Origin of the sequence: Pseudoalteromonas sp. T1lg65, from assembly GCF_051930985.1 — a bacterium.
GTDB lineage: Bacteria > Pseudomonadota > Gammaproteobacteria > Enterobacterales > Alteromonadaceae > Pseudoalteromonas.
In genome coordinates, this window is the sequence record NZ_CP196838.1 from 943850 (window position 1) to 956604 (window position 12755).

A 12755-nucleotide genomic window follows, 5' to 3' on the forward strand; every position below is an offset into this window, starting at 1 on the left:
ATGGACACAGTAAAAGTTGCTTTGGTCGACGACCAAGCGCTTGTCAGGCAAGGAATGAAAGCGCTATTGGCACTAAGTGAGAACCTGCAATGCACACAGGATTTCAATGACGGTAAGCACTTCGTTAGGCAAATGAAAGAAGCCAAGATTGACGCTGACATCGTTTTGTTGGACATGAGAATGCCTGAGATTGATGGTGTAGATGTGCTTCGGGCCATGGCTGATATCGAGGTCGACTTCAAAGTGATCATTCTCACCACCTTCAACGACACCGCCAAACTCAAACAGGCACTTGAACTTGGCGCATGCGGTTGCCTATTAAAAGACGTAGATTTAGAGGAGTTGGTTTCGTCGATTCACTCAGTGCATAAAGGCGACATTGTTATTCAGGCCGAGCTATCACAATCGTTACTACGTCCAGATCCGCTATTGGAAAGCCTAACCCCCAGAGAGCAAGATATTCTCAAACTCATTGCTCAAGGCTATTCGAATAAAGAAATCGCCGCTTCATTGTACAAAGCCGAAGGTACTATTCGGAACACCGTTTCAAGTTTACTGGCAAAGTTAGAAGTAAGAGACAGAACGCAGGCTACGCTGAAAGCTAAATCACTGGGGTTGTGTGATTAATACACAAAACAAATAGAATAAATAATGACACTCGTAATCAAGCATGAGTGTCAATGTTTAACGCACAGAGCAAGTCCAAATCGCTTAACTTATTCGTTATCTGAATTGTACTGTTCAAAAACCTGCTGCCCTGTTAACTTTTTGGTTTTATTGCTTAATTCATAGTAATTTGGTTTTTCATCAATGAATATTTCATTGGATAAATGAAAGTCTTGATCTTGGAACAAACCGGCAGGAAGGATGTACTCATTACTCGGTAGCAGGTGGTAAAAAAGATGCGTACCACAATTAGCACAAAACCCTCGTTCTGCCCACTCTGACGATTGATATCTGACAGGGTCGCTTCCGGTGAACGTAACATTTGCACCGCAATGCACGGCGAACAACGGTCCACCTGACCAACGCCGGCACATAGAACAATGACACAAACCAAGTTCTTTTTGATCTGGTGTTGTCACTTCGATATTTCCACACAAACATTTACCTTTCATCAGTTACTCCTTTTAATGTTTTTAAATCACTTTTCTGCTACCTACATAACAAATTTACTAAACAACCTCAGCTGATGAGAGATCCGTCCACATTACAAACCGGTTTGGTTTAACCCAACATCATCTTCACTGCCATCACTACCAGCAATATCGCAAAGATTTTTTTTATGATGGATACTGGTAGGTAATGCGTTGCTTTGGCACCTAGTGGTGCAGTAAACCAAGAGGTGCATATGATGCCGACTAACGCGGGCAAATACACAAATCCTGCAAATCCATCAACGAGGTTAAAATAGGTGCTACCAGAACTAACATATCCGATAGTACCGAATAATGCGATGACAATGCCACATGCTGAAGCGCAGCCAATGGCTTTTTTCATATCAACTGAAAAAAATGTTAACAACGGTACTAACAAGGCTCCACCTCCAATGCCGATCATGGCAGATAGTCCGCCAGTGATCGTAGTGAAAATAGTTAACACTGCTTTGTTAGGTATTTTATGGTCTTGTCGAATATCACTACTGCTACTAACAAACATTTTGATTGCTATTAGCACCACAGTCACTACGAACACGATACGGACAAGATGCTCAGGTAACCACGCAGCGATGAAGCCACTAATAAGAGCGCCTAGCGCGACACCAGCCATAACCCATGGAGCAAGTTCCCAAGGCACATTGCCGTTTTTATGATGTGCTAGCGCCGAAGAAGTTGAAGTGAATAGAATAGAAGCCAAGGAGGTAGCAATAGCAGCTATTACCACTTGTTCAGGGGGTAAAACCCCGAAATGTAGCAGAATGCCACTGAGTACGGGCACGATAACTAATCCTCCACCTATGCCTAATAGGCCAGCTAAAAAGCCAACTCCGCTACCAAGTAAGGCACAGTATAGGATCAAGACAACTAACTCACTCATTCCATTATCTCTAAATTTAGGTTTGGGAAATGACGAGTATATCAGCATCTCCTTTTTTCAATTATGCAAAACCCTAACATAACCTTTGAATAATCCTCATGTTTTAGATGAGTCCAATTCAACACAGGTGTTTAGAAATGCAGATTTAGTTGGCGCATTATGCCGTTTTTGACACGATAGAAAAGCACACTAAACGTGCTGTCTAACATGCACTTTTTCCTAAAACGACTAAATGATAGACTTCCACGTTTCGGCGTCATTAGCAGCTCTTAACCCATGAAAATAGATCTTCTCTTTCTTTATTGTCATCAGGGCCGTTAATAAAGCTAAAAGCGACAATAAAAGTAAGTCAAGAGCAAGTTTAATGACTCATTCTTTACCGAGGTATATTACTTTTTAGTTGATACTTTCTTCGTACTTCATCTATCAAACGATGTCTAGAACAGTTCTCTCGTTCGTGCGGTGCAAAATATGAGCTTGCTGAATCAAGTAAGTTCACAGCTTTTTCGAGGCGAGCTAATTCAGAGTCATCTAAACGCTCTTTTTCTAACAACTCGTTGATTTGGATAATTGCAAACTCTTTTGACGCGATATCTTCCGGAAGCCCACTTTTAGTGCACAAACCATAAATACCGTTAAGAAAGTGCCCCCATTCCTCTTTGATATGATTAGTTAAGCCCTGATTAACCTTTTCATTTGGTGATTCGTATCCTTGTTCTTTAAGCTGATTAATCCGGCTAATGTAACGAGATTCAAAGATACGATAGGCTTCATCTGCGTGTTTTATTGTTTGAACAATACCAAGCCAAGTCGCATATCCTTTGGCGTAGTATTCCATATCGTGAGTTTCGTCATGTTGCCCAAAAAACGAGTCACTGGATAAGTTCACTTTCAGTTTATATGAAGCTTGAGGCATTAGCAGAGCAGTTTGTAGTTCAACAAATGTTTCTTCTGTCACTTTGGTGATATTGAGCAACTCTGACTTAGTTAGATAATGCTCATTTAAATAATTAATCAGTTCCAACTTTTACCCCTTATTCCATTTTTTAATTCTGCTTCACCCAAAATAGAGCGACGACCAAAAGATATCACAAATAGAAAAAACAAAACACCGGATTGTAAGGACTTAACTATTTAATATAAAAGCTAAAAGTAAGATCTGTGGCACAGAAATAAGTGGCAGAAATAAAGCCAGCTTCCAGCTATTTGTCGTTTCTTTCAGAATCATCACTTCGGTGTAATCTGTTGCTACGCCAGCCATCAAAAAGGCAAAACCATTTCCCGGCGCTTGACCTCGTTCCACGATATCTGCAGCAATTGGTGCAGATCCTTCTGAACAGACTTCTAAGACCGTTGCTACGAATACAGTCATGGACAGGCCCAATAATGTTGGGCCAAAATATTGCTGAAATGTTGATTCATCCAAAGAGGCTTGTAATAACGCAGCAATGAGCACGCCAATCAACAGCCAGCGAACCACCATCTTTGAGTCGATTAAGCCACGCTTTACTATGTTGGTAAATAGGCTCACGTTCATCTCAACCGACTTCAACTGAGACCTTGCTTCATCCCAGAACTTAAATTCTTGCGCTGCGTCTGTTACTTTATTGGCTGGGAGTACATCACGCTTTACTAACAGGTCAAACATCCACCCTGTTGTAATCGCCACCAGCATCGAAAGTACAATATAGACGAGAGTCCATTGCACCCCTATTAATCCGATTAACACTAGTGTGAATGAAAATGAGTTCCATGGACTGGCTAACAGAAAAGCAATAACTTGCCCTGCACTGGCACCACGTTCATACAATTTGGCGCCTATCATCAAGATACCGTGGGAGCACAAATCCAACAAAACACCAGCGGCCGTAGCTCTAAGCAATCCAGAAAAGGTTCCCCCTTTACCAAGAGCAGAGGTAACAAACTGTCTCGGTATGTGTGATAACAATCCGATGAAGACCATGCCAATCGCCACCCCCCACCAAATTTCACCAAGCATATGATGCGTGCTTTGCGTTAACTTACTAAGCCAAATAAAATCAGATAGTTGGGATGAAAAAAACTGTTCCCCTAGCATTAATGTAGTTACTACCGATAAAGCGCCCCAAAATAGCAAATCGACGCGCTCGCTTGTTCGTTCCTGCGAGTCTTTTTTATTCGGCTTTTCCTTGTGGCAACAATCTGAACTCTGTTTCATGCATTCATCCTGAAAATTGAAGATTACACTTTAGTGTAGATCCTGAAATTGAAAGATCCGAGGTACAGGGCATTTTTAACAGCACTGTAAATAACATTACTTTCACCTACCCTCTGTACATTTGTTCAATACGATGATTGATATACAGCAAATACTCAAATCACTGCGACCGTCAGTTTGCTTTAATTTAGGTCCAATAAAGTTACATAAAAAGTACAAATACTAGTCATAAATTACTAATTTAAAACAAAATATTTGCAGTATTCATTAAATTGTGACAACGTTTTCAAAACATCTAAATCACCATAAAAATGACCATCAACAGAGTACTAACTATGACAGCAACGATAAAACTCTCTCCTATCGCGCTCGCCTTGTTGGCAAGTTCATCAGCGATGGCGCAAGACGCAAGTAATAACGAAAAAATAGAAACCATTTCAGTGCTCGGTTCAAAAGTATCTAACCGTACGGCTACCGAATCGACTTCACCTATCGACATACTCGATACCGAGCAATTGAATAAAGGCGGCTTTACAGAACTTGGGCAAAGTCTGCAAGCAACGGCCCCATCCTTTAACTTTAGCCGCACTCAAGTTTCAGACGGTTCGGATCTATTCCGCCCAGCCACCCTAAGGGGCTTGCAACCAGACCAAACTCTGGTGCTTATCAACGGCAAGCGCCGGCATACACAAGCAATATTTGGCCTTTCAGGAACCGTAGGCGCTGGCGCTGCCGGTACGGATATGAACTCAATCCCACTTATGGCATTGAAAAATGTCGAAATTTTAAGAGACGGTGCGGCTGCACGATATGGTTCAGATGCTATCGCTGGCGTCATCAACTTATCGTTAAATGACAGTACCGGAGCAACTAGCGGCTTTTTCCAAGCAGGCTCAACTGGTGAGGGAGATGGAGATTCATATTCATTCGGCCTAAACCGCGGCTTTGATTTGGGCAATGAAGGTGGCTACATCAATCTATCATTAGAATACCGTGATGCCGATGGCACTAACCGTGCAGAGCGCGATACAGGCGGTTCCTCAAGCATTGAGCCAGGTCAATTGTCAGATTCAGTAAGGTGGCGTCAAGGTAATTCAGATAGCGAATTCATTTCTGTTTTCTATAATGCTGCGCTGCCAATTGGAGATAAAGAGCTGTACTCCTTTGCTGGATTCTCAAACCGAACGGCGTTTGGGAACGGTTTTTACCGTGACTTTAATCGCGCAGAACGTAATGTACCTCAAGTGTATCCTGACGGCTTTTTACCTAGAATAGATAACGAAGCGGAAGACATTTCATTTGCAATAGGAGTGAAAGGCGATATTAACCCGGATTGGAATTTTGATCTATCGACCGTGTATGGTGAAAATCAATACGACTACTCTTCTTCCAATACCATTAACTCGTCATACGCTGCCGAATATCTATCCAAAAACCCAAATGCATCAGACCAAGAGATCGCCGACAATGCAGGGCCTAGAGGTGGCTACTCAGGTGGATTCAGGTTCGATCAATGGACAACCAACTTAGACGTTAATGGCATTATAGAGATCAGCGGTGCTGAGCCAATTTATCTTTCAATCGGTGCAGAATATCGTAAAGAAAACTATGAAATCGTACCAGGAGAAGTCGCTTCTTACGCCTGTGGCTTATCAAACTCAGACCGTTCTTTCCCATCGGTGATCAATCCAGAGGTATTTGCGGATTGTGGCTTCCAAGCATATCAAGGTTTACGTCCAGATGCGGCAAACAAAGCAGACAGGTCAAGCCATGCACTATATGTGGAAGCAGAAACGCTACTCAACGAAGACTGGTTAGTGAGCGCAGCACTGCGTTATGAGGATGTCTCTAATTCAAATGACGATACCATTTGGAAGCTGGCAACTCGCTACGAAGTGACCGACGATTTTGCCATTAGAGCTGCAGCATCGACGGGTTTTAGAGCGCCATCTTTACAGCAGTCTGGTTATACCGCATTTACGACAACACTCGGTAGTGACGGCACACTTGCAACTTCTTATACAGCTACGGCCGGATCACCATTTCCAGCTGCGTTAGGTGTCGATGGTTTGAATCTAGAGTCTTCAGATAATTTCAACTTAGGTTTGGCATGGGATGTCAGTAATGACCTTTCAATTACCTTGGACTTTTATCAAATTAAAATTTATGACCGCATCAACCTAGGTAGTTTCATCGGTGTTGATAGTGAAGCGTTGCAAGGGTTCCCACAAGCAAACGCTGCACTAAAAGAAACCGGTGCAGTACAAGGTAACTTTTTCTCAAACTCACTGGACTCTACAACCAAAGGGATCGATTTTATCGCGTCCTATAGCATGGACTTAAATGGCGGTGAACTCGATATTACATTTGCTGCAAATAAGAATGAGACCGAGATTGATCATGTTAATACACCAGAAGGGATCCCTGAGAACATCGCACTAGATGAACAGAGACGTTCTTTCCTTACACATGGTCAGCCACAAGAAAGAGCAACGTTGACCTTTGACTATGAGCAAGAGTCATGGAACGCCCTACTCAGACTGAACTATTTCGGTGAAACAGAAGTGAGTTACTTTGCAGGAAAACACATCGTAATTCCTAACTTTCTATCCCCAACCAATAGCTGGAAGCCAACCAGTGTGGTTGAATCAGCGATGTTAGTTGATATCAATATGGGTTACCAGTTAACTGAGGACGTAACCCTCTCAGCTGGTATTGACAACCTCTTTGATGTTACCCCTGATGAATTAGGGGAAGATGAAGTACTCAACTTTATTACCAACGGTGCAATGCGTTATCCACTTCGCGCACTGCCTTATGGTTTTGACGGTATGACGTACTACGCAAAAATCGACTTCCGTTTTTAAAGTCGATATTAAACCTCATTTAGGTGGGGCTGTTATGGCCTCACCCCATTGAAAATTACGACCGAAACTCCTTCTCTATCAAATAGAAAAACCAAAAATTAATCTAACAATCAACACTATACATTAAAGTAAAATCAATTTAACATTATTTTCACTTCGTTTTTCTTGAGCAAATCACATGGTTGCAGAAAGATGCTATCGAGTAGCAGGATTAACCCTGATGCACATCAACTAAAACAATAATCCATTGAGCCTAACTCGAGGAAATCATGAAGAAAAATACATTACTGGGATTAATCATCTCGACAGTCGCTGCCGCAACATGTGGCTCTGCATTTTCCTATTCAGATCCAAGTAACTGGCCTTATAGTGTTGGTTGGAGGTACAACCATTTATCCGTTGTCGAACATTCAACTAAGGTTTACGCTGGTCAACATGACGCGAATACCCCAGTGTACGTTTGCCAACACGGTAATCTTCCTGGAAAGTTAACCAATGGTAAGTGTTATGTTCCTTACCGAGGACGTGAGTACGGTTCAACATCATATAAAGCCTTATATGTTAGATATAAGGATCTAGAGTGGCGAGGTAGATTGGGCATACCGTTTGTCGCAGGTGCCCTACCCAACGAAATAAGAAGCGATGCCGTTATCGGTGGACAGGAAGGTGGCTACGATGTATTCATCTGTAAGGGTAAGCACTACAACCACACCGTTGTGGGAAAATTTGTGCGTGGTCATGGGTGTTACTTCAGTCATAATGGCCGTGAACATTTATTGAAAGTCAGTGAAGACAATTTTTATGTATTGACTGATAAGCGGCCGGGGTTTTAATCAGCTGAGCTATAGTCCAATCAAAAAACGGTGAGTCAATAACATATAAGTTATTGACTCAAAGTTATTTTTAATAACCCATGTGCTGGTTTAGAAACCCAAAGATTTGTCCTAATATTTGTTTTTGAATAGCCTTTCGATCCACACCGTCTCTATCTTTACACAATGGTACACCTTTAACTTTGCGGTCACTATGGCACTCATCGATATAAACGAAATGTCCCGCACCCTGCCCAACACCTATCAATTGAGCTGTTTTGATATGGTCTGCATAATATTTTGCGTGGACGGTATAAGGTAAAAAATCATTTTCAATGGAGCCAAAGATCAGAGTTGGAACATTAATTTCTCTAAGGCTTGATGGATTAACAGCATGGCCAAGCGCAGGGTCTAATGCAACCAATGCAGCGATACGAGGGTCTCTCATGTTTGTTTGATACTCACCAATTTGACTTAATTGTGCTTTGCTTAATGGTGCGACTTGCCGTTGGGAGCCATAGTTGCATCCTTTATCGGTTTGCCCTAGCTCCGAAGTACAGTATTTTTGTGATTTACCCGCCTCTAACTTTGCACCAGCCATTGCTAACGTGGTAAATCCCCCAGAAGAGTGCCCTAACATCAGCACCCTATCCGTTACCAAAGGTTTGTTAAACAGACCTTGCTCTGACAATCGATCAATGGTGAAGTTTACTTCTTGTGGTCGCTGCCAAAAACGCATCACCACAAAAGGATCAATTGACTCAGGCCCATATACCCAAGACTCTTGGTAGTGTGCAACACCCGCTACAACCCATCCTTGAGACGCCAGTGCATATCCTAACCAGTTCATAGCATGAGGAGAGCCGAATGCACCATGAGAAATAACAGCAATCTTTCTGGCATTTTGATTATCAGGCAAACAAACTTGCTCACGGCAAGATCTGTCGCTTGATTGATGCCACAATTTTACCTTTAGTGGTCGGTTTTCAACGGTATCGAAAAACTCAACTTCGGTAGTTTTTAGCTTAATTCCCGCCGAAGGCGAAGCAACCGCTTGGTTGATCAGTAAACAGGAAATCAAAGTAACAGCTGTCCAGTATGCAAGTTTTAACTTCATGATATTTCTCTATTTCATAAACTTGGCAACATCATATCTTAGGAGTTTGCGCTTTGCTGTGCAGAAAGTGCGATATCTCGATTTTTAACCAATAGCGAAATACAACTCTGTTTGTAAGTCCTCTGCGGGGGTATCAACGGGATTGTTAAGATAGCATTGTATGATCTGTTGGTCTTTTAGTTTAATACGGTTCGGAATAACCCATTGCGCATATATCTGAGAAATAGTCCGCCACATCGAGTTGTGAGGCCCTAGATGCTTAAAGCTCGCCCACTTACCTGCTTGCCAACTAAAACTATCAAGCTCAGTGTGAGATGTTGCAAGACCGTCCAAAAAACCACAGAAGAATCGGCTTTTTTGCTGCTCACCTACCCACGGATTGTCTATTGAAACCCCAATGGGCTTTACTGCCGTAAAGCTTGCCAGTTCAGACCGACTTGCTAGCTGAGCAAATAGCTCTGACGCCAACAATGAAAATGACTGTTGGTTAAAGCCACAGCCATACAACCCATAAACTCGCTGTTCTGGTAGCACATGCCACTTAGGCTGTAATGCCGGATTAAACGACGGCTTTTTTGGCAGTAAGTGACTTGCTCTATCATTGCTAGGAAATCTGCCGCTGACCACATCGCTTGGCGTCAACGCAAAGTGTTTTTTGAATGCTCTGGAAAAAGATGATGGAGAGTCGTAGCCTATACTTAATGCCACTTCTATCAAATTATGATTGCCTTGTTTAATGGAATATAAGGCCTTTTCTAATTTTCGACGCTGTATAAACTCCCCTAGCTGATAACCCGTTGCACTATAAAAAATACGGTTGAAGTGATATTTAGAATAGCCCGTGTAGCTAGCTAACTCATCTAAATTAATTACTCGTTCGCTGTTGTCATACACATACTGAGCAACATGATTAATGATATCTGAATAAACACCGCTCATTTATTAACCACACCTATTGTTATATCGATTGATTATAGCCTTCATATAAACTAGATTATTTCCTTATCAAAACACGGTTATATTTCATATATCACACAGAAAAAGTCGTAGAACTTACATAGTTCTAGTTCTAATTTTTGATTTTAATCTTTAGTCTAAAAAAATTCATTTGCAACTTCATGATTTTCTTAATGGTAATTATATTTACATCGAGAAATACAAATAAACACGGCATTCCTCATCAAATTTTAATGCGCTAAATACTAACTTTATCAAACTATAGTAATTTTATATTTCATAATAATTTTATAAAACAATATATTGCCAAATATATATTGTGAATTTCGGAATAAAGACACCAAAACTGTTAACGTACATTTTCTCATAATCGCAAATTGTTACTTGATGTTAACACAACCCTTGCGTACTTTCCTTTATCAGGTACCACACTCAAACTAAGGAAACACAATGAAAAAAACATCCATAGCTTTAATCACATCAGGATTGTTCTTTAGCCATACCGCTTTGGCAAATCCGTCAATTGAAAACGTCGTCAAACTACTTTCTGGTGGCGAGGACGTTCAATATTCTGTTATGCAAAACCCAGCTAAGACTTTGCACTTGCAAACAACTGAATATAGTTTATCAATGCCAGGGCAAACTACGTATACCCTGGAATTCGATAGCAGCGAAATAAAAGAAGTATCTGGCACATTATATTTAAGAGATACGCAAGGCAACATCACAGGTGCTGTGAGCATATCCAGAGATGGGCATACTCAGGGACATCTTTATACGCCAGAAGGCGAGTTCAAACTGATCAGCATTGGAGACAAACTCGTTATCATGGAAAACAAGATCCCTGCGGGTTTAAGTGAAGAGGCAGAACTTGATTATATGCCTCAACTAAACCATGGCTTAAATTCCTTGCCCGCACGAGCAACGAACTCAATTTCTGGTGTAACGGCAATGAACAACAGCGGTGTATTGCGCCTATCTTTATACTACACCAATGATGTTGCCAGCATATTGTCTGCTGCGGGTATCAATCCTAAACATTATTTTGAGTTTTATGTAGATAAAACAAACCAAGCGTACAAAAATAGCGATATTAACGTTTCGGTAGAAATCGCGAATATCAAACAAGTAAACTACAACGAATATAATCCGTTTATATCTGCTATCGATTTTTGGCTAAGTGAAGGTGATAACTTCAATAAACTTAAAGATCTTTTTGGCAACAATGACTTTATCTGGCCAGGTAATGCAATGGACGCAGAGCTAACCGAAAGCAACAAGTATGGTACCGATATGGACATGTTGATCACAAGTCTTCGTCAAGGTTACTGCGGTATTGCAAGAACAATTGGGGCTGATATTCGTGAGAAATCTATGGCTGTCACCAATATGTTCTGCTTACAGACCGGAACTTTACCACATGAAATGGGCCACCTATTCGGGGCTGAACATAATTGGGAGTCAACTGGTGCAGTTCCAATAAGAGCCCAATACGCGCATGGTTACTATGACGCAGAAGATTGGTCCTTTAGAACCATTATGTCTTACAGCTGTATCAGTTCGGCTAAAGGTCCCAAAGAGTGCCCCAGAATTAATTACTTTTCTACGCCCCGTAAAGAGTTTAACGGCAAGTATATCGGCACTGCTGACGAACATGATAATGCCCGTCAACACAACGACTGGACACCCATCATCACTAATTTAAGCACTGGTGCAGATTGCCAACAGTTTGATAAATGGCAGAGAAATAAAGCGTTTTTAAAAGGCACGGAAGTGGTTCAAGATAGCATGCTGTATCGTGCTAATTGGTGGAGTTATAACGATGCACCAAATGCCAACAGCAGCAAAAGTGAATGGAAGCAGGTTTGGCAACGAGTGACAAATTGCAAATAAGGCCATTGAGGATTAGCCTTTATGCGCTCACTGCATTGTTTTTGTCATTGTAATCAGCAACATCGATCACTTTAACGACAACAAACTAACATTGATTGTTATAAATATCAATTAGTTATACTCTATCGACAGCCGTTCTATTCGGTTGCCGATAGTAGTATAGAAATAATCTTGAAGATTTTTAGTTTGGATAGCTATCAATTAAGTCTAATTTCACTCCGTTAGACGTCACAGCTTCTTCCAAAGCAGCAATTGTTCTTGGAATAAACTGACTGCTGTCACCTACCACAGATTGCGCCAAGGCACGACCTAGTGCTTGTGAAGAAAAACCACCTGAAACTTTAGTAAAGCTATAATAGATGTTCATTTTGTAACCATCTTTATACGGCATCAAACAAGTGAAGAACGTTGTATCTTCAGCACCAGCGAATGAATCGTTTGAAGTTGCTTCGATAACCGAACCTTCACAAGAAGGTATTTTTACTGACGCGCCAGCAAGCGCTGCTAAACCTTTTGCGTTAGCAAATGGATTAACAAGTTCAAAACGTGCAGCGTCATTAGGCAACGTTGCTGGTGGAAGGCTATTTTCAAACCTAACTGAATCAGCATTTCCCTGCATTGCACTTTTCAGGCTTGAAGAAAGTTTAGAAGTTAAGCTAGAAGAATAAGTTGTCTTGATGTCATAGATTTTATAACCTTCAAAACGCTCCTTTGTAGGCGTTAAAGAAGCACACCCTGCCATCGTAAGTACTGTAAGCGCTGTTATTGTTTTTTTCATTTTGAGAACTCCAAATCTCGCTTTGTTTTATGTCGTGTTTGCCAACCTTTTTTGGTAACAACGTATAGCTAGTGACCAACTTATCACTTCACTGTTT

General features: G+C 41.3%; 11 protein-coding genes. 4 read left to right on the forward strand and 7 right to left on the reverse strand.

The window, feature by feature from the left end; all coding sequences use genetic code 11:
* Positions 1-627, forward strand: coding sequence for a response regulator (locus ACSLBF_RS21215; protein ID WP_440056632.1), 627 nt, complete (start codon positions 1-3; stop codon positions 625-627).
* A gap of 89 nt (positions 628-716) precedes the next feature.
* Here ACSLBF_RS21215 and ACSLBF_RS21220 read toward each other — a convergent pair whose 3' ends face one another.
* The 4 genes from ACSLBF_RS21220 to ACSLBF_RS21235 form a co-directional block, all read right to left on the reverse strand.
* Positions 717-1118 (reverse strand): GFA family protein, encoded by a 402-nt coding sequence (locus ACSLBF_RS21220; RefSeq protein WP_440056633.1) that lies wholly within the window; start codon positions 1116-1118, stop codon positions 717-719.
* Between the two features lie 109 nt (positions 1119-1227).
* Positions 1228-2037 carry a sulfite exporter TauE/SafE family protein gene (locus ACSLBF_RS21225; RefSeq protein ID WP_440056634.1) on the reverse strand — a complete coding sequence of 270 codons (810 nt, stop codon included), beginning with the start codon at positions 2035-2037 and terminating at the stop codon, positions 1228-1230.
* A gap of 376 nt (positions 2038-2413) precedes the next feature.
* Positions 2414-3061, reverse strand: a complete 648-nt coding sequence (locus ACSLBF_RS21230) for a DUF6058 family natural product biosynthesis protein (protein ID WP_440056635.1) — start codon at positions 3059-3061, stop codon at positions 2414-2416.
* A gap of 102 nt (positions 3062-3163) precedes the next feature.
* Positions 3164-4234, reverse strand: a complete 1071-nt coding sequence (locus tag ACSLBF_RS21235) for a permease (RefSeq protein WP_440056636.1) — start codon at positions 4232-4234, stop codon at positions 3164-3166.
* 311 nt (positions 4235-4545) lie between these two features.
* Here ACSLBF_RS21235 and ACSLBF_RS21240 point away from each other — a divergent pair, with 311 nt between their 5' ends.
* Both ACSLBF_RS21240 and ACSLBF_RS21245 read left to right on the forward strand, forming a co-directional pair.
* Positions 4546-7101, forward strand: a complete 2556-nt coding sequence (locus tag ACSLBF_RS21240; protein WP_440056637.1) for a TonB-dependent receptor plug domain-containing protein — start codon at positions 4546-4548, stop codon at positions 7099-7101.
* Positions 7102-7370: 269 nt separating this feature from the next.
* Positions 7371-7934 (forward strand): DM9 repeat-containing protein, encoded by a 564-nt coding sequence (locus ACSLBF_RS21245; RefSeq protein WP_440056638.1) that lies wholly within the window; start codon positions 7371-7373, stop codon positions 7932-7934.
* Positions 7935-8004: 70 nt separating this feature from the next.
* On the opposite strand, the gene ACSLBF_RS21250 is transcribed toward ACSLBF_RS21245, so the two are convergent.
* Complete coding sequence (locus ACSLBF_RS21250) at positions 8005-9030, reverse strand: alpha/beta hydrolase family protein (protein WP_440056640.1); 1026 nt, start codon at positions 9028-9030, stop codon at positions 8005-8007.
* A gap of 84 nt (positions 9031-9114) precedes the next feature.
* Positions 9115-9969 carry a helix-turn-helix domain-containing protein gene (locus tag ACSLBF_RS21255; protein ID WP_440056641.1) on the reverse strand — a complete coding sequence of 285 codons (855 nt, stop codon included), beginning with the start codon at positions 9967-9969 and terminating at the stop codon, positions 9115-9117.
* A 468-nt stretch (positions 9970-10437) separates the two neighbouring features.
* On the opposite strand from ACSLBF_RS21255, the gene ACSLBF_RS21260 reads away from it, so the two are divergent.
* Complete coding sequence (locus ACSLBF_RS21260) at positions 10438-11880, forward strand: zinc-dependent metalloprotease family protein (protein ID WP_440056642.1); 1443 nt, start codon at positions 10438-10440, stop codon at positions 11878-11880.
* Between the two features lie 181 nt (positions 11881-12061).
* Here ACSLBF_RS21260 and ACSLBF_RS21265 read toward each other — a convergent pair whose 3' ends face one another.
* Entirely contained in the window at positions 12062-12658 is a 597-nt protein-coding gene (locus ACSLBF_RS21265) for a hypothetical protein (RefSeq protein ID WP_440056643.1), read from the reverse strand.
* Positions 12659-12755: the final 97 nt, after the last annotated feature.

Coding starts and splice junctions, on each gene's coding strand:
- ACSLBF_RS21215 (WP_440056632.1), top strand. CDS start 1: ATGGACACAGTAAAAGTTGCTTTGGTCGACGACCAAGCGCTTGTCAGG.
- ACSLBF_RS21260 (WP_440056642.1), top strand. CDS start 10,438: ATGAAAAAAACATCCATAGCTTTAATCACATCAGGATTGTTCTTTAGC.
- ACSLBF_RS21220 (WP_440056633.1), bottom strand. CDS start 1,118: ATGAAAGGTAAATGTTTGTGTGGAAATATCGAAGTGACAACACCAGAT.
- ACSLBF_RS21255 (WP_440056641.1), bottom strand. CDS start 9,969: ATGAGCGGTGTTTATTCAGATATCATTAATCATGTTGCTCAGTATGTG.
- ACSLBF_RS21245 (WP_440056638.1), top strand. CDS start 7,371: ATGAAGAAAAATACATTACTGGGATTAATCATCTCGACAGTCGCTGCC.
- ACSLBF_RS21250 (WP_440056640.1), bottom strand. CDS start 9,030: ATGAAGTTAAAACTTGCATACTGGACAGCTGTTACTTTGATTTCCTGT.
- ACSLBF_RS21240 (WP_440056637.1), top strand. CDS start 4,546: ATGACCATCAACAGAGTACTAACTATGACAGCAACGATAAAACTCTCT.
- ACSLBF_RS21265 (WP_440056643.1), bottom strand. CDS start 12,658: ATGAAAAAAACAATAACAGCGCTTACAGTACTTACGATGGCAGGGTGT.
- ACSLBF_RS21235 (WP_440056636.1), bottom strand. CDS start 4,234: ATGAAACAGAGTTCAGATTGTTGCCACAAGGAAAAGCCGAATAAAAAA.
- ACSLBF_RS21225 (WP_440056634.1), bottom strand. CDS start 2,037: ATGAGTGAGTTAGTTGTCTTGATCCTATACTGTGCCTTACTTGGTAGC.